Raw genomic sequence first — 20,196 nt, forward strand, 5'->3', positions numbered from 1 at the left:
AAAACTATGGATTTTCTAAAGATTAATGGAGGCCACGGCGAAGGTGGTGGACAAATTATTCGCTCAGCAATTGCACTATCATGTATTACAAAACAAGCAATACATTTAGAAAATATTAGAAAAAATAGAAAAATTTCTGGATTAAGGCCACAACATCTTACAGCAATCAAAATTCTTCAAAAAGTTGCAAATGCTAAAGTCATTGGAGCAAAAATAGGATCTACAGAAATAAAATTTATCCCAGGTAATATTGAAAATTTAGAATTAGTTGAAAACGTTGGAACAGCTGGAAGTATTCCATTAATTTTACAGGTTTTAATTCCGGTAGTTGCAATATCAAAAAAACATCTTGATTTAAAAATTAAAGGCGGTACTGATGTACTTTGGAGTCCAACTATTGATTATACTCAATACGTATTACAAGAAGCATATTCAAGAATGGGTATTAATTTTTCACTTGAATTAATCAAAAGGGGTTATTATCCTAAAGGCGGTGGAGAAGTAAAATTACAAGTAACCCCATCTAATGTAAAAGCAACATCATTTTCAAAAAGAAAAACAAATGAAGTTAAATTAATTTGTTCTTTTTCAAAATCTACAAACAACAAAATTAAAAATAAAGTAAATCAAATTGTAAAAAAATTAACTGAAGCAAACCATATTGTAAACGTAAAAATAATATCTGAAGAAGCACTAGATTCTGGTGCATCTTTGTTAATTTACAGTATTGATCATGATTCCATTATGGGGATTGATGCATTATATAATAAAAAAACAGATGAATTTGATTTAGACTTGGATAATTTTATTAAAAATTATTCTATTGATAATAATTTAGCAGACATGTTAGTCGTTCCTGCCAGTTTATCTGCTGGAAAAACAATTTTTCCTGTTAAAGAAATTACAAAACATTTAGAGACAAATTTGTTTGTAACATCAAAAATCACTGGTTGTAAATATGGTATTGGAAAAACAAGTAATGGTTTTGAAGTAATTATTGAGGGAATCTCAAACTCCAGCATCAAGCAATGAAGCAAAGAATAGAATTGCTATAGACAATACTACAGTTATCTCTCCAAGTATGATAATTTTTTTTCTAAGTTTTTGAATTTCAGGTTCTGACATCTGGTTTGACATAATTTTTTCCTCAACATCTTTACGAATTACTCTAACATGAACAGCATATGTAATAATTAATGCAATAACAAGAATTATCTTAATAATTAGAAAAGTCCCATAGCTTGTTGAAAAAAGAAGTTCAGGTTTTCCAATTAATGCATGTGAAGTATACAAACCGGTGATCATTAAAATTATCAATGAAGGAACAGCAACTTTGTTAAACCGTTTACCAACACGAATCATTATTTGCATTCGTTCTTCAATAGAACTAGTCATTGTTTTTAAAAGAGGAGAAAATACAATTCCAATAAATAAAGAACCACCAACCCAAATTGACGCAGCTATTAGATGAATCCAAGTGATTATTGCCTGTTCTATTGCAGTCATAGTTAATGATATTTTAAATCAAATATTATGTATTTGGATCTTGCCAACCTTTTTTAGTTGTACAAATCTGGAATCATTGAAATGGCACTTCAAAGTAAATTGATAGTTTATCTAGCAATAGTTGGAGTTTTAGCATTAATGGGAGGAATTATTTTCTATGCTAGTCTTGATAATGATGAACTTGCTTTAATTGAGATTGAACTAACAAATGTGAAATTATTAGATGTGAACACAGTAAATAATCAAGCAAAATTCGAGGTTACATTTTTGGTAACAAACCCAAGTGACAAAACACTAACAGTTTCACAAATAGATTTCCAATTATATGGTAATGGTGAACTATTAGGTTCTGGATTATATTCTACAGCAGACATAGCATTGCCTGGCAGAGCATTATTTGTTTCAGGTGCAGAAATTCCATTAAAAAACATATTTGTTATTTCTAAATCAGACGTTAATTCAGAAATTTATGAAGATGTCATTAATGAAAAAATTACTAGTTTTTCTGCTGAAGGAAATATCATCACTCAAACTTCATGGAGTGAAACTGAGAAAAAATTCAAAACTGGTTATTAATTAAAAAGTGGGCCTAATGAGATTCGAACTCATGATCACCGCCATGTCGAGGCGGTATCCTAACCAGCTAGACTACAGGCCCATTGAAAAATAAATCGAATAATTGACATTATTAACGTTTAACAAAAGAAAGAATGAAGGTACAAAATAGATGACAGAAAATTTTACTGATGAAGAAAAACAGGGCTTCTACAAGGCAATTTATTCAAGAAGAGATGTAAGATCTCACTTTATCTCAAAGCCAATAGAAGATGAGGTTTTATCAAAAATTCTAAACGCAGCACATCACGCTCCTTCAGTAGGATTTTCTCAACCATGGAATTTTATTTTAATTAAAGATCAGGATACTAAAAAGAAAATAAAAGAATCTTTTGAGGAAGAGAAAAATCGATCATCACAATTGGTTGAAGAACCAAAAAAATCAAAATATCTTTCTTTCAAATTAGAAGGGATTTTGGAATCTCCTGTAAATCTATGTGTCACATACGATCCTACAAAGTTTGGGCCTTTTGTAATTGGTAGATCAAGTATTCCTGAAGCTGGACTTTACAGTGTATGTTGTGCTATTCAAAATTTATGGTTATCAGCTAGAACAGAAAATATAGGTCTTGGCTGGGTTAGCATTCTATCAAATGACACATTAAAAGAAACTTTAGATTTACCTGAGCATGTTATTCCTATTGCATACTTGTGTTTAGGATATGTTGATGAATTTGCTGAAAAACCAGATCTTGAAACTAAAGGTTGGTTACCAAGACTAGAATTGAAAGATGTTGTATTTTTTGAAAAATGGAATGATAAAGAAAATAAAAATTGGGAAAAAATTCAAAAAATGATTAAAGAAAATCTTGATTACGCTTAAATAATTAAGAATGTTTTTTTTGCTGGGCTTGTAGCGCAGAGTCAATATGACGCGCAACATGGATAGCGCAGTAGCCTCCTAAGTTACAGGTCGAGGGATCGAAGCCCTCCAAGCCCGTTTAATTTTAATAAGTAATGGAAATTTAAATACAAAGACGAATGGCTGAAGATATGAAAGTTATTGTCATTTCTGGTAGTCCAAGAAAAAATGCAAATACGCAAATTATTATGAAATATGTTTTTGAATATGCCAAAACAAAAAATCAAGATACAAAATTAATTAATCTCTCTGATGGTCAGATTGAATACTATAGAGGACCAGACATAGAATATGATGAAACAACAAAAACTGCTGCAAATGACATCATGGATGCAGATGTATGGTTAATTGGTTCACCAATTTATAATTCATTTTTTAGTTCAGCACTGAAAAATCTTTTTGAATATGTAAATTATAAAAAGACTCCAGGAAAAGTGGCTGGAATTACAATTTTGGCTGCTGGGAACATTGGATTTGTCAACGTACAGGCATTAATCACACAATTGATGTCATATTTCAGAGTAATAACAAATCCAAAGGCTGTATTTTTAACTACAGAATCAATAAAAGAAAATTTAGTTGATGATGATGCAAAAAATAGACTACGAGATATGGTCGATGAGACTTTAGATATTGCATCAAAAATGCATCAAAAATAGGCTCAATTAATCCCTCTAGTAAAATCAAATATTCTAAATTTAATATTAGTAAATTTACATTACGATAATTTTAATAAATTATTTTATTTTTAAAAAATTCATAGTGATCATTAGGAATTTAGAATGTATGAAATGATTTACATAATTAATTTAATTAATTCTAACCAATTTTTTATTTTAAAATTTTTGATTTATCAAAATAATTAATTTAAAAGAACTTTTGTTAAAAAGAACTTGAGAAATATTTCATTAATAGTTAAAATTCACACTATTCAAATAAATTCATTTCAAATATCAAAAATTTATCAATAAAAGAATAATCAAAATGTCAATTTTGATGCAAAAGTCAAATAATAACATCATTTAAAGAACATATTATGAATTTGAAAGAAGATCCAACCGAATTATGTTCATGTAAATGTCATTTTGGAGGGGCAGTTAGTTGTCCAGGTTGTAAAGAAAATCATGGTGAAGTATGTCCCCATTGTAAAGATTAGATCTATTTACTCTTAGTTTTTCTTTCAGATGCTAGCATTTTGAGATTAGCTAATTCAGTTTTTAATGACTCTATTTGAACAAGAGTTTCAAGATTAGAAATTTCTTGATTTAATCTTTCAATTTCACTGTCTTTTAGTTTTACAGTTTCTTTCACATTATTTAGTTCAAGAGATAATTCATTTTGAATTTGTTTGATTTCTGAAAGACTAACTTGTGAACCAGTAGTTGTAGTTTCAATAGTTTGTGTATTACTCAAGCTTTTTTTTTCTACATGAGATGGTGCATGATTATGCATGTAATCTGTACTTTTCTGAGATATCCAGCATGTGAAAGCCATAAACCATGTAATAGGAACTGCCATCAGAAATACGAAATCTAGTATTGGTGATAAATCCCAAAATGCCCAAAGCCCGGTCAATACTGCTGCAAAAACTCCGGTTACTAATGTGGCTAAATGGTTACCAACATATCCCATAATTATTTTAAAATTTCATTATTTATAACAGTAATGCTAAAAATCATAAAATAATATAATTAAAAAGAAAAAAGAGCTGAATTTATTCGTCTGCTTCAGTGGTAGCGACAGTTGCTTTTGGCATATCTGATTGTAAGATTTGAATTTTTTGCAATAGTTCAGTTCTTAGATCTCTTGCAACTCTTCTTACAGTTGGTCTTGGAACTCCAAGTTCATCAACCACTTTGGTGTAGATATCCTGCTTGTCGGTTACCCCTTTGTCAAGATAAGAATTAATCGCTTCTTTAATTATCGTGCTTTGGTTTGTACGATTCAACGAATTCTACATTTTAATTGTTCTATATAAGACTATAACTTTTGTAATTTCAAAATTGTCATTTTTGATTAATTCAAATAGTATAGATAATACTAAAACAAAAAATTTCATAGTCCACAAAAATTAATTTTCTAACGAAAACCGTACAGAACGTTATGGATTTTTCAATAATGCTAAACTATCTGTAAGAATATTCCAAGTCATTTCCACAAAAGACTATTAAGATGTATTTACAGATTCATCCTAATGGCCACAGTGAATATTGAAACTAATTTAGGAAAGATTTCATTTAAACTATTACCTGAACTAGCTCCAGAAACTGTAAGAAATTTTGAAAAATTAGCTAAAGACGGATTTTATGATGGAACTCTTTTTCACAGAGTCATCCCAGGATTTATGATTCAAGGGGGCGATCCTAATACAAAAACAGATAACAAAGGTTCATGGGGAATGGGAGGACCAGGTTACAATATCAAGGCTGAATTTAGTTCAAGATCTCATTTACGAGGCATAGTTTCCATGGCTAGATCGCAAGATCCAAACAGTGCAGGTTCACAATTCTTCATCGTTACCTCTGATAGTGCATTTTTAGATAGAGAATATACTGTGTTTGGGGAAGTAACTGAAGGAATGGATGTTGCAGACAAAATTGTAAATCTTGATAGAGATGGAAATGATTGTCCACTAGAAAAAACATCAATGATTCATGTTACAGTGGAATAAATGAAAATAATTGGAATATTTATCATAATTTTACTAGTATTAATAATTCCTTCAGCAACTGCTCAAGAATTCAGTATAGGTGAAAAAGCAAATCAAAAATCAGTTCAAGTAGTAATCGATATTGAAGGAAATATTCATGTTAAACATGTTGTAGGTTCCTCTACCACTACAAAACAAGTAGAATTGATCAGTGGAGATATTGAAAATTTGGTTTTATTTGATAAGGAAGGGAATGAACAAATGTTAGTTGAAACAGCCAGTAATGATTCTGTACTAATTTTACCATCAAGCAGTGATTCAATTATAGAATATGATTTAAAAAATGTACTTTTACTTAAAGATAATTTATGGAGATGGGAATTTAGATATTTACAAACAACAGATTTTCTAATTCCTGAAGAATTAGATTTGATTTTTTTAAATGATAGACCAGTTTACTTGGATGAGAAAAAAGGATTTTCATGTCATGGTTGTCAAATAATTTTGGAATATGCAATTGATGAACCAAAAAATATCTTTGAAGTTAATTGGGAAGATAAAAAATTTCTAGTAGAAATTGGAACTTTTGCAAATATAGATAATTTTGAATTTGATCAACCTACAAAAAAAATTAGTTTTGATATTAATGATAGTAATCAATTTTTTACCATAGTAATCCCATTGGAATTATTGTGGGGGCCATATGTAATAATCCACGATGATAAGAATATTCAATTTCAAGATCATAGAAATAATGGAACACATGTTTGGATTAACATGAGGCCTGATACAGTAGGTGAAACTCTCATCACAGGAACTACAGTTATACCTGAATTTCCAATAATTACACCATTAGCAATTGGATTTTTATTAATTATGATTATGCCTTTTGTAAGAAAAATTAATCTCCCTTAGATCCACAAGAACAAAAACCATATTCGTCAATTCGAACATTACAAACTGCACATTTTTCTCCATATTCTACTTCCCATGGTTCCTTTCCAAAAAGCTTGAAATGATCATCAATTTCTATTGGTATCTCCCTTTTCTTTTCCAATGATTTGTATAGTCATTCCAACTATACATACATTATCTGAGAATAATCATGAAAATTGAATGTGGATGTCATTGTATAAAGTGCAAAAGTACAGATTTAGAATCAAATAGAATTGGAGAAGTTGAAAAAGATGGATATTTTGACATGCATCACACATGCAAACAATGCAATACACATTTTGATCATTTAGATGGAGAAATTTTTTCAAACTGTGAAAAATGTAAATATTTTTCTAGTTAGCTACTAAAGATTCGTGAACAAAATAATGAGTACGATTTTCTTCAGAATTTTTCATTATTTCTTTGTTAGAAGCCATTTTAGCTAAAGATTTTGAAACATCTAATGGACTAGCTGCCCATCCATATTCTCTAAGTTGTTGAACAGTTTCAGTAACTGTTCTAGGAGAATCAAAAAATTTACTTGTTTCTAAAATTCTTAGCTTTGATTTAATCTCATGAGATGTGATATATTTTGGTTCATTAAATTCAGGTTCATATGCTTCAGCATCATCTAAATATTCCAATCCAAACTGTGCTGGATGTTCTGCCGGAATTGATGATTGGGCAGTATCTGTTTCATAAACAATTTTAGCTTGATTTTCAGGTAAATGCTGAGAAATATCATCAATGATTTCTCCTAATGTTTGATTATCAACATAGAAATCTCTAGAGTCAACCTCAATTTCATTTTCACCTAGTTTGAGTTTAATTCTAGCCATACGATGATATCACCTATTTTTGATTTATTCTGGTAGCTCTAAGGAGCTTTAAGATTAGATCAAAACTTTTACACAATTTATTGTGATTTTTTCCCTCTCAGGTTAAATGCAAATTTTCAAAAACTAGTCATGAAATCTTCAAAAAAAGCAGGCATAGTTGTTTTGTTTGTATTAGGCATGAGTATTTTTGGATATTCACAATATGCATCTGCTTCACAGATCGGAGTAAGCATTAGTCAAAGTGAATTATTAAATGAAAACGATAAAGGCTCAAACTATAATATTGAATTGCAATTTGAAAATCCTTCATTGTTGATATTAACTGCAGGAGAAACAGAATTCTTTCTAATTTCAAACGATGAAATTATTGGAAAAGGTAATCTTGAATCATTTACTTTACAGCCATTAGGTAGTAGTTTTGTAAAGGGAACATTTCATACAGATATTAATTCTGATGAATCTCATTCAGTGAAAATTTCAGGAGTAATAAAATACGATCTACTAGTTACATCAATAGATGTTCCATTTGTATACTATCCAACAGAAGAACAAGCAAGAGAATTTATACATCAAAATTAATTTCTCATTATATGCTTACTGTTTTTGGATCTACAGCACTAGATACCATTAGAACTCCAAAAAAAACATTAAAAAATGTTTTAGGTGGGGCAGCTACATTTGCAGCAATTTCAGCTAGTAATTTTGTAGATACAGGTCTAATTGCAGTAGTTGGAAAAGATTTTCCCAAAGAACATCATAAAATTTTATCAAAACATCTTGATTTACAAGGATTGACTATCAAAAAAGGAAAAACATTTCGTTACGATGGAAAATACGATAATACACTTAGTACAAGATCAACATTAAAAACAGAATTAAATGTGTTAGCGGATTTTAAAGCAACTGTACCTGAAGCGTATAAAAAATCTCAATTTGTATATCTTGCAAATAATGATCCAGAACAAAACACTTCTCTAATTAAAGAGTTTGATAATGTTAAATTTTCCATGTGTGATACAATAGACTTTTGGATTTCTACTAAACGTGAGGCAGTAATTAAAATGATCAAAGCAGTTGATGCTGTTGTAATTAATGATGAAGAAGCTAAACTCCTAACAAAAGAATTCAATTTAATTAAATGTGCAAAAAAAATGATGCAATGGGGAGCAAAATATGTCATCATTAAGAAAGGGGAGCATGGTTCTTTGATGTTTTATGATGATGTAATTTTTCCAACTGCAGGATTCTCTCTAGAAGATGTTGTAGATCCTACAGGTGCAGGGGATTCATTTGCAGGTGCAATGATTGGATACCTTGCAAGTAAAAAATCTACAAAGATATCTGATATCAAAAAGGCTGTAATTTATGGAAATGTTTTAGGATCATTTGCTGTAGAGAAATATGGTCTTGATGGATTATTAAAAATAAAAAATGGCGATATTGAAAAACGTATCAAGACATATGAAAAAATGATTCGATTCTAAAATTAAGCTTTCCCTCTTTTTACGCATAACATCTGACAAAAAGTGTCAGATAGAGTGTCAGATTGTATAATTTCTAACAATAAACAATACTGTAGGCACTACAATCTCTACACATTATTTTTCTACACGTTATAGTCGATAAACTAAATTTCCAAAAGTGTAGGCATTACAAATTCTACATTCTCTACATCTGCCCCTACACTGTCTCTACATTCTCTACAACATGCTTTGCAGTGCCTACACAATTGTTTTTGTAGTGCCTACATTCTCTACTGGAAAAGGTCTTGTTAATCTCTACATTGTAATTCATTAGAATTCCTTATCAATCTAATAATTTGGAATTAGTTGTAATGAAAAGTGTAAACGTCCTCTTTGTGATTAGTACTATTCTTGTCCCGTTACTTTTAATTTCATTAAACTATGGAGCCATTTCTGATTTTTACTCTTACTCTGTTCCTCTGAACAGCCTTGTAGTTGACATTTATACATTCACTGATGATCCTGACAAATTTCAGAAAACACTGGACAAGAAAGATTCCACCTGCTTTACAACTTTGAATGACAATTTCTTTTGCTATGAATACCCGCGAGTTTATGAGGATTCTGCCATATCCTATGTTCGAGGAGTTTCGGGAATTGATGGTGAGTTGCACTTTGATCCTATTGAGAAAGGCGTATCCTATTTTACAATGAAGAACATGACAGTGATTTCAGGTGATACTGCACTTGTAACACTTGCAGACAAGGATTATCGAGTTGGAAACTCTGAAAGAACAGATTATGAGATTACTGATGACTTTGAGTTCTCTGCTGTCTTGGAAAAATTTGATGTGTTTATTGCAAAATGCAATAACTATGAGGGGACAAGTGTAACTCTGGTACAGTATCTTGGCGTGGTTACTCTGGAGGACAAAGATTACTTTGCAACATGGCATACTCCTGCATCATCAAATGTCGGTGTTGCGTGCAACTACCCCGAGATCATAGAGCATAGCATGAAACATGACTTTGGAGATATGTAAAATGAAAACAATTTATCTAATCTCAGTTGTCTTGGTTCTGATATTTGGAGGCCTGTGGGTGATTGTGGGCGGTGCTGCAAATACAATACTGTGCACATATTTTTGGACTATCGCTATACCTGACCAAGAAGTCTTCATGTTTCCTGATTTTGAGAATTGTGGTAGATAAAAATGAAAACTAGACTTTTGACAATTCCTTTACCGCCTGTCTATGTGATCCATCAGGATTAATCAAAAAATTCCAACTGTCAAAATCATCTGTATAGTTCTTGTAACCATATCTCCAAACCATACAACCTGAATATCCTAAATCTTTTGAATTTTTGAGGAATGCTTTGATTGTCTTTTTTTGTAAATTTTCATTATTATCTTGAGATTCTTGTCCACATTCACCAATTATGCATGGTTTTGATAGTCCTAATTCTTGGTATGATGGTAAATTTCCTGCATCATTATATCTGTGAAAATCAAAAAAGTCAATTGATTGTTCTATCTCTTCTTTGAATTTCTTTACTGTGTTGCTTTCCTGAAATCCACATGATACTCTGTGTCCTGTCTTTTGTTTTATCTGAGTACATGCATCATTGATGTACTGAATGATTTGAGGCCAATGGATATTTGTAGATACACTTCTGTCATTGAATATTTTTTCATGCTCTATTCCTTCTGGCTCATTAATTACATCTACTGCCCAAACTGATTTTTTTATTATCTCATCATTTAGCAATTCAATAACTGCATCAAGAAAGGTCTGGCGTTTTTGCTGAGTTGTTATAATTCCATTAATCATATCTGCATAATGTTCTCTGAATTGTTTTACACCCTCATCTGTAATTGCCCATGTATCCATAAGACAAAAATAAAATTTCACATCATACTTTTGTGCAATGGTACATGCATCACGCAAGTTATGCCAAAAGTCAGTTGTAATTCCCAAAACAGTTCCAATTGGACCAAATGACAGCCCCTCAAATCTCTCAAAGAGCCATAATCTTACCACTTTGACTCCCATCTCTGAAATGTCCTTGATTATTTCCTCAAATTCTTTTGAATTATACGCTACTGGGATATGGTCTCCATTGTCATGGTCTCTAGTTGAGTTTGTTCCAAAGTCATGATCATACTGTGTTCCTACCCATGCAAGATTGATTCCTACTGTAAATTCTGTCATGTTACCATCACATATGCCAAAAATATTACCAGTATTGCAAAAATAACTACTCCTATCTGAGTGCTTTCCTTAAAGTGCTTAGAGCCATATGCAAACGGATGACCCATAGTGACTTCTCCCCTGTGTGTCTCTACTATCTGTCTCCATTCAGCAATGATGAATCCAAATCCTGCACCAACAAGGGCTGACCATACAATTGATAGTGGTATGGAGAATTCTTTTGATACAAAAATTAATGCAATTGCAACTATGATGAGTTCCAGTCCAAAATGATAGTGCTCGTGGTTTACAAGTACTCCTTTCTCATATTTGCTAAATGATGGCTTTACCCACCAATACGTGTCTAGAAGAAATGATCCAAAAGCACCAATAACAAAGAAGATTAAATCAAACTCTTGCAATTCTAGTCTACCATTTCTTCAATGGCATCTTTTAGTTTGTTTTTGTTAATAATTCCATGATACTTTCCATCCTTGTCTACCAAAACCAAATTATCTATCTTATTAGCAATAATGAAATCTAAAACTTTTCTTACGTTGTCATCTACTTTGATTGGATTGTAATGTATTCGTGTTTGAATATCTTTAATTAGATTAGATGTATTCAAAGTAATTTCATTTGATAAAATGTGAGTAATATCTGATTTTGATACCACTTGAACAACCTTGTCATTTTGATCCTTAATTGCAAGAACTCCATACTTGTTATCCAAACTTTTTCCAGCTTCTGCTATTTTGATACTATTTGGAACAGTAATGTCTGTCTTGTCAATGATATGATCTAATATCTTTCCAACAGTTTTTTCTTCGAATTTATTTAGTCTCATTTATCCCACTCTAACCTTTTCAAGATGTCTTCTTTTTCACTTGATGGTTCTGTCTTAGAAGTGTATTGAGCAACAAGTAATGGCCATGTAATTCCCAACACAAATGACTGGATTGGAATAAAGTTTGGCAGTTCAGGTATCTGAAATACCGTGGCCACTGCACCTCCTATCATTGCATATCCAAATGCACGTCCATAACCCAATTCCTGAAATTTTTTGTTTTGATTAAACTTGATGAAACCTAGTTTTGAGGCAACAAGATATGCTGTAGATCCTACTATTCCCATAATCACTGAACCTATAATTGCAGACAGATTATTGGTATTTTGTATAAACCATTCATCAATCAACGTTGAGAAAATATTGGTTTGCAGAAAAATATTTGAGAGATAAAAAAATGTATGTTCAATTGGCATGTTGTTATATTCATATTTTCATATTATTAAGAGTCCTGCACAAATGTTTTAAGATATAACAGTATGAATATCGTAATTACGCTTGTTCATAAAATCTAAAGTCATACTTAACTAGTAATACTATATTCCAAGAAATATGTTACATGAGAACATTGATGCCCAAACTGCAAAGGGAATTAAGGAACTGCGAAATAGAATCAAGGTTCCATCCTCCGTTGTTGATGAGAAAATAAATATTGCAACTTGGAACATTCGCGCCTTTGGAAAAAAGAAAAGAGACAAGGCATCAATTCATTACATTGCTGAAGTATTATCCAATTTTGATCTAATTGCAATTACAGAACTTGCAGAAAACCTCAACGATCTAAAAAGAGTCATAGATGTTTTGGGGCCTTACTGGAAGGTTGTATTTTCAGACATTGCAATGGATAGAGGAGGAAATTCTGAGAGAATTGGTTATCTATATGACAAGAGAGTAGTTACATTCACTGGATTGGCAGCAGAAGCCGACCCATTTAGAAAAAAGAACAAAAAGACTGGAGAGTACGAGCCTGAGATTACTTGGTGGAGAAGCCCTTACTTGGCATCATTTCGTGCAGGACGATTTGACTTTGTACTGCTAACTGCTCATATCCGATGGGGCAAAGGTGCAATTGACAGGTATGATCCCCTATTGCAACTTGCAGAATGGGTTGAGAAAAGACGCAAGTCAAAACATGTTGTAGACAAGGATATCATTGTAATGGGCGACTTTAACATCCCAAATGAAAAAAGCCCCCTCTATGATGCAATTACAACCTATAATCTCCAAATGCCAAAATCCTTGCTAGGAAAACACGGGACAAATCTTGCAAAAAAGAAAAGATATGATCAAATTCTGTATTACAAGCGTCACACAAAAAACATCAATGATGAAGGTGGTGTAGTTGACTTTTACAAAAAGGATTTCAGGAAACTATATCCTAAAAAGAAATTCCCTGACATGGATAAAGAGTCATTCACATATGAAATGTCTGACCATCTTCCTTTGTGGATTCAGCTGGATATCTGGACTGATGATGAGGAACTTGATCAGCTGATTCGAAAAAAATCCTAAAATCTTCTGCTATACAGTTATTAGTATATGATTCTCATACAATATCATGGGATTTCCATGGCTTGTTCTTTTAGCAATAGCCGCAGCTGCTGCAATACTTGTTGCAATTATTGCACTGTTTGGTTCTGGCTCTACTGGAACCATGCCACAGCAAGTCCAAGATGAGATTCGAGATACTTTATCTACATTGCAAAGCCCAAATGATTCTGATTTTTGTTCTAATCTTGATGGTCACAAATTAAGATTGCAGACTTATCTTAACACACTAAGCAGTCTTACTAATGCACAAAAGGATACGATTCGTGACACAATAGAACAAATTGATAAAGCCAAAACGGCAGCAGACTGTTAAAAATAAAACTCTAACTTTCGAGATGGATCATTGATCTGAATGAATCATTCATGAATGTTATAAACAGAATTGACTATACCATACCATGTCACAAAATGAATCATGGGAAGAATTACTTGGATTGTCATGGGTTATCATTGATGATGAATAGTTAGTTGGAAAAGAGATTATTTTCCATATAATGTGGAAATACTACAACGGTGTTTATCTTTATAAAAGTCTCCCAAAATATGAATATATGAAATTAGAATACAAAAATGATTTTCATTCCATTAAACAGTTCACTTCTACAGAATTGCCTGATTTTTCAATTTTAACCGGCGTTAATGGATCAGGCAAAACTCATCTTCTAAAAGCAATTCAAAATGGTGATGTTGTAATAGATTCTATTGAAGACGTAAACGATATAATTTATTTTGATTATATGGAATTTAGAGTAAGTAATGAACCTGAGCAGAATAGCTTTCAATTAAGACAAGAGCAAAAGGCTACTTGGGATCTACTTGACTCTCAAAATATTCCCCGATTTGGAACTTTAAAAAATAATTTGTTAAGTATAAAATCATCTATTTTTCCTATGACTGCCGACTCAGAAAAAATTTCTGAAATTGCTAAAACAAAAAATAAACCATTGTTATCATTAACTAAAAAAGATCTTGATGATGTAACATATGAAAAAATAAGTAATTATAAAAAAAGATTAAAACAAATTTTTTCTCACCCTGAGTTACTAAAACATGGTGGGACTTTACCTACAATAGTATTTGTTTCAAAAAAATTTAATTCATTTTTAGATGAAATAACTTATGTTGAATTTACTAAATTATTTGAGCCTATTCATCTCAAGGAAAATCTTTTACCTATTGAAATTGGTAAAATATTTCTAAAATATAGAATGAGTGAATTTCAGGAATGCTCTGCTAATTTACAAAAAATTAATGGAAATACTACTGAAATTAAAAAAAGAGCTGAAGAAAAATGCATGGAGCGTTATAATGGACAAAAACCATGGGAGGTAGTTAATTCATTTCTTAGTACATTTAGTAATTTTGATTACAAACTTTCATTTCCTGAAGAATTAGATTTGTCCACTTATTCTAATCAGGATGGGCCTCTTTTCACACCTATGCTGTTAGATAAAAAACGTGACTTGGCAATTCCATATAATCAATTATCTTCTGGCGAACAAATTCTGTTTTCACTAGCCCTATGTTTATTCAAAAGTAAATCTGATAATATGTTTCCAAAACTATTATTGCTTGATGAAATTGATGCTACACTTCATCCAAGTATGATTGAAAATCTTTTCAATGTGATTAATGAAGTATTTTTAAAAAATGGAACTAAGGTGATATTATCTACTCACTCTCCTACAACAATTGCACTATCTGATGAAAATTCTGTTTTTGTTGTAAATAAAGATGGAGAAAATAAAATTGAAAAAAGTACTAAAAAAAATGCATTACATATTTTAACTGAGGGATTTGCAACCTTGGAAGAAGGATTACATTTAGCTGATCAATTAAGTAACAAAGAACTAGTTATCATTACTGAAGGAAAAAATGTACAATATATTAAAAAAACAATGGAATTTTTTGCAAATGACTTAATCGATAACGTAGATGTTCTTGAAGGTATTGAAGATATCACTGGAAAAGGGCAACTAAAATTATTTTGGGATTTGTTTTCATCTATTCCACATACTAACAAACTACTATTTGTTTGGGATCCTGATGTTGAAAATTATCGTAATCTTGAAACCAAAAATAAAACATATGCTTATACATTTTTAAAAAATATATCAAATAACTTGTGTGACAAAGGAATTGAAAATCTGTTTTCAATTGAAATGTTTGATGGCTTTACTAAAACAATTACTGATGATGCAACTCAGGAAACAATTATTGAATTTAATGCTAAAAAATACAAAAATGATTTTCTTGATAGAATGATGTTAAAAGGAGAAATTGAATTTCAGAATTTTAAACCTTTGTTTGACCACGTACGAACAATTCTTAATACTTAAAAAATCGGATAATACATGTTTCTATAATGTGATTTATGTTGAATATCGATTTACTATTTGATTTTATTTCTGGTTTTGTATTTGCATTAATTGCATCAATGATTTTGTATATAGTGATAAAAACTGTATTTCCTTCTCCCCCTAGATTCATTCGTCGTCCTATAGATCAAAGAAGAAGGCATATTGAAGAAATAAGATATTCCTTAAAGCATGAATTTGGAGGATTTCGATATGTTCTACCCATTGTACTTGTTTTTTCAGTTGTAATGTATGCAACAGCAGTTGCAACAAGTACTGGATTTGATAAAAATTCAACATGGTATTCTTTAGTACTCACAACAGCCGTTGCTATTATCATTGCAATTGTTGTTGATGCTGTAAATAGAAAATCTAATCGTGAAATATTCTCTAGAATTAGAAAAATTGAAGGTTTAGTTCATGTAAAATTGGATCCAGATAACAATGGTAGAGATTCTGCACGATTCCATATTGGTTTTGCATTAGAAGGAATTTTGTATAATATGGGTGAATTGGAAAAGGAAATCAAATTATGGCTTAGAGAGGATAATATTGAAGAAAAAGAGATCATTAAGAAGAGATGTAATTATTTATGGAAAAATTCCCTTTGTCATTATGTTGAAATAATTAATGATTCAAAAAATTCTTCTGTATTGCTTTTTAATTCTGATATTATTAATAGATTAAGACTTATTTCAGAACAATGTATAATCGATTTAACATTTGATGATGAACACCATATATGTAGACATATAGGATTTGATTTGATTATTATTCAATCATTATTACTGCTCGATATGTTGAAAATTGAGACTAGATATAAGGATCTAATCTATCATGGATAAACTTGGAACGCAATCATTTCCAATATTTTGGAGGTCTAAGAAATGATTAGATCTATAGGTGTTATTGGACTTCTGTTGAATTTATGGTCATTGATTACTTTATTTTCTATTCTTGGTCTGATATCACCAGATTTCAATTCTATTTCTATTGGTTCTATACTTTTTAGAAATATTTCTGATGGGTCTAATCTTTTATTGGGATTAATTGTATTTATTATTGGTTCAATAATGATCTACAAAACATTTGGACGTTAATTTTAGTATTATTCTATAATTTCAAGAATTTTCTCTGGAGGAATTTGACCGTAACTTTTCTTCAATTCGTCCATGTTGTTCCATCCTCCGATCTCTGCAATTAATCCATAATTGTAATCTGTTTTTGATAACCAGTAATGTGCACCAATATGGCGTAATGCATGTGTTGGGTGATGTTGAAAATAGGATGCTTGTTTTCCCAAGTGTTTGTAAATTTGTTTTAGATAATATGAGATATTTTTTGTAAACTTGTATTTTATGATATTATTTTCGTGAATTCTTTGTCCTCCTCTACTTTTTAGTAAATCCAAACTTGTCTGAGTATCTTTTCTGCTGATATACTTTAACCACTTTCCACCTCGAATATGATCAGTCTTTGTTTCGATTGCAGTCATTAGGTAAGTTGTATTCCCTGATTTTTTAGAAACTGATTCTGTATATTCTAGTGGCATGTTGTATAATGCATCAAATCTTGCACAAGACTCTATTCCAACCCAGAACCAGCGGTAAACATCTGAATCCAATCCCCACTTTTCCTTGATGTATTCATCTGCTCTTTGTAATTCATCATCTGTTAGTCTGATGTCGCTGTACTTGCCATGCCCTAGAACTTTTTGTGACATAATACCCGTAACTCCTTTCTGCCAGAAGAGATTGTAAAACATACAAAAGTCTCTGACTGCTTGGACTCGCGCGTATATTCCTGTGTTTAGTCCAGTTGGTTTTGAGCCGCTCTTTGACTGGATTGCATTTCCTGACGTATAGAATTTGGCAAAGGTTCGCATAATTTTTTCAGTTCTCCTGTGAGATACTATGAGATCTTGGGGTTCTATCTTGCAGGTATTGCATACTGTCTCAAGACAGCATATTCTTCTGTCCCAGTTCTTGAGCGGACTTCCTCCCTTTCTTGTTAATAGATCATCAATCCATTCTGTGACTAGCGGGTCTCCTGTAATTAGATGGTTCTTGTTAAACTGGCGGAACTTTGTATCCTCGGGAAGTTTTGGTAAGACTAGCCTGTCTTTAGTTTTGAGAATCTTTGATTCTCCTTTCATCTTTTTTACGTATCTGTATATTGTATCCCTTGACACTCCGAGGACTTTGGCAGTCTCCGTTACTGTTAGTGGATATGGTCTGGTACCTGTACCGTGTAACAGATTGTAGATTTCATTTGTTATTTGATCTTCTGTTGCTCTTTTCTTTTGTAGTCTTATGTGAGGTCTGCTCAAAAATATTTTCCTCCAAAAAGAAGGTCATACCAAAAATATTTTGAAAGTTTTTTTGATGTAAAGAATAGATATGATGGTTTCATATCTGACACTTGAACATCTTCTAAAAAGACTTAAGTTCAATTATTTCTCAAATTTATTTATCATTGTCAGAAGAAAAAGATCGACTAGAGACAATATTCAAACTTCAAAAAGGACTATCAAGTATGATGAAACTGGATAGATATCCAAAAGATTCTGAAGGAAGAATTTCTGCTTTATGTACTGCCATAATGCATGAGGCTGTAGAACTACAAAGAACAACAAACTGGAAATGGTGGAAAACTCCTGTAGAATTTGATGAAGCCGAAGCAAGGGAAGAATTAATTGATATTTGGCATTTTGTTGTGCAGGCTTCTCTCGAACTAAAACTTACACCTGATGATATTTTAGATGAATACAAAAAGAAAAATGAAATCAATCGTGAAAGACAAAGAACAGGTTATTAAAAAATTAGAATTTTTTAAAAATTACTTCAGTTTCAGTTACATTAATCAAATTTACAAGTTTTACATTATCTTGAAAATATTTTATTTCTGATTTTGAAACGGTGAGAAATGGATCTGGACTAGATGAATTAATTATTCTATTATTTTGATCAGTTCCATTTTTATGAAGTTGAAATAATGAATGACCTGATTTATGTCCCCAAACATCTTTGCCACATACAATTATGGTATTGACTTTGTGATTTTTGTTTACATATTTTATAATAGAATCAATTCCTTTGTTTTCAGAAAGTAATCTCCCCACAATTGATATTTTGTTTAGCATTTCAGAATTTGCAATATTTTTGAGCAAATCCATGCTTGAAAGAGTACAAATTGCTATCTTAGAATCAGGATTTCCAAGATAAAATTCTTCATTAATAGGTAAAATGACTTTACAAAGTTCTCCAATTGCCTCACCAATTACATTCACAATATTTCACGCATTGTTTTAGCAATAAATTCAATATTTTTCTGAGTTACATTTGGATGGATTGGTAAAGATAGTACATGTGAAGCTGCCCAATCAGTAACAGGCAATTTTGTTTTGAGTTTGTAAAATGGTGTTTTATGTACAGGTGTAGGATAGTAGGATGCTGCACCAATTCCTTTATCATTTAATTTTTTTAATAGTTTATCACGTTTATCAGTTGAAATTGTATATAGATACCAATTTACATTTTCATTTTTTCTTTCTTTTGGTAAAACAAGATCAAGATCAGAAATTAATTTTGTTAAACGTTGAGAATTATTTTTTCTAGATTTTAAAAATTTAGGAAGTTTTTTTATTTGTACAGTTGCTATTGCTGCATTTATTTCTGGCAATCTTAAATTTAGACCAAACACTCGAGTATCATAACCATGAACCATTCCATGATTTCTAATCATTAGCAGTTTATCTCTGAGATTTTTATTATTAGTTACAACAAAACCGCCTTCTCCTGCAGTCATTACTTTAGCAGGATACATACTGTAACATCCCATTTCAAAGAAAGTTCCAGTGTGTTTTCCTTTGTAAGTAGAACCTAATGATTGTGCAGAATCTTCTATGATAGGGATATTATGTTTTTTAGATATTTCAGAAAGTCTTTCAATATTTGCTACATTTCCATACAGATGAACTGGGATTATTGCTCGTGTTCTTTTTGTAATTTTTTTTATTAAATCATCAGGATCTATAGTATAATTTTCTTTTAAGATATCAACAAAAACTGGTTTTGCTCCAGTTGCAACTACTGCATTTGCAGTTGCTACAAATGTAAATGATGGGAGTAAAACTTCATCTCCTTTTTTAATATCCAATGCATAAAGTGCGGCCTGTAATGCTGCAGTACCAGAATTTACTGCAATGGCATATTTTGATTTTACAAAAGATGCCACAGATTTTTCAAATTCCTGAACATGTTTTCCGCCTAAATTAGCAGCAGATGTTAAAGCTCCATTTTTAAGAATTGACGTGACTACATCTATCTCTTCTTTACCCACAATAGGAATGTTAATTGCAATTTTCAACAATATTCT

Annotated in this window: 28 protein-coding genes and 2 tRNA genes; 17 read left to right on the plus strand and 13 right to left on the minus strand. The window is 31.3% G+C overall.

The genetic code is table 11. The annotated features are described in order from the left end of the window. The first annotated feature begins 6 nt into the window (after positions 1-6). A complete protein-coding gene (gene rtcA / locus C5F49_RS09110; RefSeq protein ID WP_179362658.1) occupies positions 7-1,032 on the plus strand; it encodes an RNA 3'-terminal phosphate cyclase in 1,026 nt (341 codons plus the stop codon). Here the strand turns inward: rtcA and C5F49_RS09115 are convergent. Beyond that, positions 1,009-1,506, minus strand: coding sequence for a CopD family protein (locus C5F49_RS09115; protein WP_179362659.1), 498 nt, complete (start codon positions 1,504-1,506; stop codon positions 1,009-1,011). The two genes, rtcA and C5F49_RS09115, sit on opposite strands and share 24 nt — an antisense overlap. Positions 1,507-1,587: 81 nt before the next feature. Between C5F49_RS09115 and C5F49_RS09120 the strand changes: the two genes are divergently transcribed. After that, positions 1,588-2,082, plus strand: coding sequence for a hypothetical protein (locus C5F49_RS09120; RefSeq protein WP_179362660.1), 495 nt, complete (start codon positions 1,588-1,590; stop codon positions 2,080-2,082). A gap of 8 nt (positions 2,083-2,090) precedes the next feature. Here the strand turns inward: C5F49_RS09120 and C5F49_RS09125 are convergent. Further along, positions 2,091-2,164: transfer RNA gene (locus C5F49_RS09125), tRNA-Val, on the minus strand. Between the two features lie 69 nt (positions 2,165-2,233). Between C5F49_RS09125 and bluB the strand changes: the two genes are divergently transcribed. The 3 genes from bluB to C5F49_RS09140 all read left to right on the plus strand — a co-directional run bounded on the left by bluB (position 2,234) and on the right by C5F49_RS09140 (position 3,642). Then, entirely contained in the window at positions 2,234-2,944 is a 711-nt protein-coding gene (gene bluB, locus C5F49_RS09130; protein WP_179362661.1) for a 5,6-dimethylbenzimidazole synthase, read from the plus strand. A 24-nt stretch (positions 2,945-2,968) separates the two neighbouring features. Further along, positions 2,969-3,061, plus strand: a tRNA-Arg gene (locus C5F49_RS09135). A gap of 53 nt (positions 3,062-3,114) precedes the next feature. After that, complete coding sequence (locus tag C5F49_RS09140) at positions 3,115-3,642, plus strand: NADPH-dependent FMN reductase (protein ID WP_179362662.1); 528 nt, start codon at positions 3,115-3,117, stop codon at positions 3,640-3,642. A gap of 499 nt (positions 3,643-4,141) precedes the next feature. Here C5F49_RS09140 and C5F49_RS09145 read toward each other — a convergent pair whose 3' ends face one another. Then, on the minus strand, positions 4,142-4,615 hold the full coding sequence (locus C5F49_RS09145; protein WP_179362663.1) for a hypothetical protein: 474 nt from the start codon (positions 4,613-4,615) through the stop codon (positions 4,142-4,144). A gap of 82 nt (positions 4,616-4,697) precedes the next feature. Beyond that, on the minus strand, positions 4,698-4,931 hold the full coding sequence (locus C5F49_RS09150; protein WP_179362664.1) for a hypothetical protein: 234 nt from the start codon (positions 4,929-4,931) through the stop codon (positions 4,698-4,700). Between the two features lie 246 nt (positions 4,932-5,177). Between C5F49_RS09150 and C5F49_RS09155 the strand changes: the two genes are divergently transcribed. Together C5F49_RS09155 and C5F49_RS09160 are read left to right on the plus strand one after the other, a co-directional pair. Continuing rightward, positions 5,178-5,654: a peptidylprolyl isomerase gene (locus tag C5F49_RS09155; RefSeq protein WP_179362665.1), complete on the plus strand. Its 477-nt coding sequence runs from the start codon at positions 5,178-5,180 to the stop codon at positions 5,652-5,654. Beyond that, positions 5,655-6,548: a hypothetical protein gene (locus C5F49_RS09160; RefSeq protein WP_179362666.1), complete on the plus strand. Its 894-nt coding sequence runs from the start codon at positions 5,655-5,657 to the stop codon at positions 6,546-6,548. Here the strand turns inward: C5F49_RS09160 and C5F49_RS09165 are convergent. After that, positions 6,535-6,690 carry a hypothetical protein gene (locus tag C5F49_RS09165; RefSeq protein WP_179362667.1) on the minus strand — a complete coding sequence of 52 codons (156 nt, stop codon included), beginning with the start codon at positions 6,688-6,690 and terminating at the stop codon, positions 6,535-6,537. The two genes, C5F49_RS09160 and C5F49_RS09165, sit on opposite strands and share 14 nt — an antisense overlap. 48 nt (positions 6,691-6,738) lie before the next feature. On the opposite strand from C5F49_RS09165, the gene C5F49_RS09170 reads away from it, so the two are divergent. Next, a complete protein-coding gene (locus C5F49_RS09170; RefSeq protein ID WP_179362668.1) occupies positions 6,739-6,930 on the plus strand; it encodes a hypothetical protein in 192 nt (63 codons plus the stop codon). Here the strand turns inward: C5F49_RS09170 and C5F49_RS09175 are convergent. Continuing rightward, positions 6,923-7,408: a hypothetical protein gene (locus tag C5F49_RS09175; protein WP_179362669.1), complete on the minus strand. Its 486-nt coding sequence runs from the start codon at positions 7,406-7,408 to the stop codon at positions 6,923-6,925. The two genes, C5F49_RS09170 and C5F49_RS09175, sit on opposite strands and share 8 nt — an antisense overlap. 129 nt (positions 7,409-7,537) lie before the next feature. Between C5F49_RS09175 and C5F49_RS09180 the strand changes: the two genes are divergently transcribed. From C5F49_RS09180 to C5F49_RS09195, 4 genes are all read left to right on the plus strand, one after another. After that, positions 7,538-7,987, plus strand: a complete 450-nt coding sequence (locus C5F49_RS09180) for a hypothetical protein (protein WP_179362670.1) — start codon at positions 7,538-7,540, stop codon at positions 7,985-7,987. Between the two features lie 11 nt (positions 7,988-7,998). Further along, positions 7,999-8,892 carry a PfkB family carbohydrate kinase gene (locus tag C5F49_RS09185; protein ID WP_179362671.1) on the plus strand — a complete coding sequence of 298 codons (894 nt, stop codon included), beginning with the start codon at positions 7,999-8,001 and terminating at the stop codon, positions 8,890-8,892. A gap of 350 nt (positions 8,893-9,242) precedes the next feature. Then, positions 9,243-9,914 (plus strand): hypothetical protein, encoded by a 672-nt coding sequence (locus C5F49_RS09190; RefSeq protein ID WP_179362672.1) that lies wholly within the window; start codon positions 9,243-9,245, stop codon positions 9,912-9,914. Position 9,915: 1 nt separating this feature from the next. After that, positions 9,916-10,083 carry a hypothetical protein gene (locus tag C5F49_RS09195; protein ID WP_179362673.1) on the plus strand — a complete coding sequence of 56 codons (168 nt, stop codon included), beginning with the start codon at positions 9,916-9,918 and terminating at the stop codon, positions 10,081-10,083. Between the two features lie 9 nt (positions 10,084-10,092). Here the strand turns inward: C5F49_RS09195 and C5F49_RS09200 are convergent, their stop codons facing one another. The 4 genes from C5F49_RS09200 to C5F49_RS09215 are packed head-to-tail and all read right to left on the minus strand — an operon-like array spanning position 10,093 to position 12,198. After that, positions 10,093-11,085: a hypothetical protein gene (locus tag C5F49_RS09200; protein WP_179361849.1), complete on the minus strand. Its 993-nt coding sequence runs from the start codon at positions 11,083-11,085 to the stop codon at positions 10,093-10,095. After that, complete coding sequence (locus C5F49_RS09205; protein WP_179362674.1) at positions 11,082-11,486, minus strand: hypothetical protein; 405 nt, start codon at positions 11,484-11,486, stop codon at positions 11,082-11,084. Before C5F49_RS09205 ends, C5F49_RS09200 begins: the two co-directional genes overlap by 4 nt. Before the next feature lie 2 nt (positions 11,487-11,488). Next, positions 11,489-11,911, minus strand: a complete 423-nt coding sequence (locus C5F49_RS09210; RefSeq protein WP_179362675.1) for a CBS domain-containing protein — start codon at positions 11,909-11,911, stop codon at positions 11,489-11,491. Then, positions 11,908-12,198 carry a hypothetical protein gene (locus C5F49_RS09215; protein ID WP_179362676.1) on the minus strand — a complete coding sequence of 97 codons (291 nt, stop codon included), beginning with the start codon at positions 12,196-12,198 and terminating at the stop codon, positions 11,908-11,910. The genes C5F49_RS09210 and C5F49_RS09215 overlap by 4 nt, the downstream gene beginning before the upstream one ends. A gap of 265 nt (positions 12,199-12,463) precedes the next feature. Here C5F49_RS09215 and C5F49_RS09220 point away from each other — a divergent pair, with 265 nt between their 5' ends. From C5F49_RS09220 to C5F49_RS09235, 4 genes are all read left to right on the plus strand, one after another. Then, positions 12,464-13,423 (plus strand): endonuclease/exonuclease/phosphatase family protein, encoded by a 960-nt coding sequence (locus tag C5F49_RS09220; RefSeq protein ID WP_179362677.1) that lies wholly within the window; start codon positions 12,464-12,466, stop codon positions 13,421-13,423. Positions 13,424-13,469: 46 nt separating this feature from the next. After that, positions 13,470-13,775, plus strand: coding sequence for a hypothetical protein (locus C5F49_RS09225; protein WP_179362678.1), 306 nt, complete (start codon positions 13,470-13,472; stop codon positions 13,773-13,775). 238 nt (positions 13,776-14,013) lie between these two features. Further along, positions 14,014-15,801, plus strand: a complete 1,788-nt coding sequence (locus tag C5F49_RS09230) for an AAA family ATPase (RefSeq protein ID WP_179362679.1) — start codon at positions 14,014-14,016, stop codon at positions 15,799-15,801. A 113-nt stretch (positions 15,802-15,914) separates the two neighbouring features. Then, a complete protein-coding gene (locus tag C5F49_RS09235; protein ID WP_179362680.1) occupies positions 15,915-16,664 on the plus strand; it encodes a hypothetical protein in 750 nt (249 codons plus the stop codon). A 263-nt stretch (positions 16,665-16,927) separates the two neighbouring features. Here the strand turns inward: C5F49_RS09235 and C5F49_RS09240 are convergent, their stop codons facing one another. Further along, a complete protein-coding gene (locus tag C5F49_RS09240) occupies positions 16,928-18,148 on the minus strand; it encodes a helix-turn-helix domain-containing protein (RefSeq protein ID WP_179362681.1) in 1,221 nt (406 codons plus the stop codon). 146 nt (positions 18,149-18,294) lie between these two features. Here C5F49_RS09240 and C5F49_RS09245 point away from each other — a divergent pair, with 146 nt between their 5' ends. Then, positions 18,295-18,636, plus strand: a complete 342-nt coding sequence (locus C5F49_RS09245) for a dUTPase (RefSeq protein WP_179362682.1) — start codon at positions 18,295-18,297, stop codon at positions 18,634-18,636. A gap of 4 nt (positions 18,637-18,640) precedes the next feature. Here the strand turns inward: C5F49_RS09245 and C5F49_RS09250 are convergent, their stop codons facing one another. Then, positions 18,641-19,108, minus strand: a complete 468-nt coding sequence (locus tag C5F49_RS09250) for a tetrahydromethanopterin S-methyltransferase subunit A (protein WP_179362683.1) — start codon at positions 19,106-19,108, stop codon at positions 18,641-18,643. After that, positions 19,105-20,187, minus strand: coding sequence for a DegT/DnrJ/EryC1/StrS family aminotransferase (locus C5F49_RS09255; RefSeq protein WP_179362684.1), 1,083 nt, complete (start codon positions 20,185-20,187; stop codon positions 19,105-19,107). The genes C5F49_RS09250 and C5F49_RS09255 overlap by 4 nt, the downstream gene beginning before the upstream one ends. Positions 20,188-20,196: the final 9 nt, after the last annotated feature.

This window comes from Nitrosopumilus oxyclinae (assembly GCF_013407165.1).
GTDB lineage: Archaea > Thermoproteota > Nitrososphaeria > Nitrososphaerales > Nitrosopumilaceae > Nitrosopumilus > Nitrosopumilus oxyclinae.

What these genes read in the sequence shown, in the direction of transcription:
- rtcA (WP_179362658.1), top strand. Translation starts at nt 7, where the DNA reads ATGGATTTTCTAAAGATTAATGGAGGCCACGGCGAAGGTGGTGGACAA.
- C5F49_RS09115 (WP_179362659.1), bottom strand. Translation starts at nt 1,506, where the DNA reads ATGACTGCAATAGAACAGGCAATAATCACTTGGATTCATCTAATAGCT.
- C5F49_RS09120 (WP_179362660.1), top strand. Translation starts at nt 1,588, where the DNA reads ATGGCACTTCAAAGTAAATTGATAGTTTATCTAGCAATAGTTGGAGTT.
- bluB (WP_179362661.1), top strand. Translation starts at nt 2,234, where the DNA reads ATGACAGAAAATTTTACTGATGAAGAAAAACAGGGCTTCTACAAGGCA.
- C5F49_RS09140 (WP_179362662.1), top strand. Translation starts at nt 3,115, where the DNA reads ATGAAAGTTATTGTCATTTCTGGTAGTCCAAGAAAAAATGCAAATACG.
- C5F49_RS09145 (WP_179362663.1), bottom strand. Translation starts at nt 4,615, where the DNA reads ATGGGATATGTTGGTAACCATTTAGCCACATTAGTAACCGGAGTTTTT.
- C5F49_RS09155 (WP_179362665.1), top strand. Translation starts at nt 5,178, where the DNA reads ATGGCCACAGTGAATATTGAAACTAATTTAGGAAAGATTTCATTTAAA.
- C5F49_RS09160 (WP_179362666.1), top strand. Translation starts at nt 5,655, where the DNA reads ATGAAAATAATTGGAATATTTATCATAATTTTACTAGTATTAATAATT.
- C5F49_RS09170 (WP_179362668.1), top strand. Translation starts at nt 6,739, where the DNA reads ATGAAAATTGAATGTGGATGTCATTGTATAAAGTGCAAAAGTACAGAT.
- C5F49_RS09175 (WP_179362669.1), bottom strand. Translation starts at nt 7,408, where the DNA reads ATGGCTAGAATTAAACTCAAACTAGGTGAAAATGAAATTGAGGTTGAC.
- C5F49_RS09180 (WP_179362670.1), top strand. Translation starts at nt 7,538, where the DNA reads ATGAAATCTTCAAAAAAAGCAGGCATAGTTGTTTTGTTTGTATTAGGC.
- C5F49_RS09185 (WP_179362671.1), top strand. Translation starts at nt 7,999, where the DNA reads ATGCTTACTGTTTTTGGATCTACAGCACTAGATACCATTAGAACTCCA.
- C5F49_RS09190 (WP_179362672.1), top strand. Translation starts at nt 9,243, where the DNA reads ATGAAAAGTGTAAACGTCCTCTTTGTGATTAGTACTATTCTTGTCCCG.
- C5F49_RS09195 (WP_179362673.1), top strand. Translation starts at nt 9,916, where the DNA reads ATGAAAACAATTTATCTAATCTCAGTTGTCTTGGTTCTGATATTTGGA.
- C5F49_RS09200 (WP_179361849.1), bottom strand. Translation starts at nt 11,085, where the DNA reads ATGACAGAATTTACAGTAGGAATCAATCTTGCATGGGTAGGAACACAG.
- C5F49_RS09210 (WP_179362675.1), bottom strand. Translation starts at nt 11,911, where the DNA reads ATGAGACTAAATAAATTCGAAGAAAAAACTGTTGGAAAGATATTAGAT.
- C5F49_RS09215 (WP_179362676.1), bottom strand. Translation starts at nt 12,198, where the DNA reads ATGGGAATAGTAGGATCTACAGCATATCTTGTTGCCTCAAAACTAGGT.
- C5F49_RS09220 (WP_179362677.1), top strand. Translation starts at nt 12,464, where the DNA reads ATGTTACATGAGAACATTGATGCCCAAACTGCAAAGGGAATTAAGGAA.
- C5F49_RS09225 (WP_179362678.1), top strand. Translation starts at nt 13,470, where the DNA reads ATGGGATTTCCATGGCTTGTTCTTTTAGCAATAGCCGCAGCTGCTGCA.
- C5F49_RS09230 (WP_179362679.1), top strand. Translation starts at nt 14,014, where the DNA reads ATGAAATTAGAATACAAAAATGATTTTCATTCCATTAAACAGTTCACT.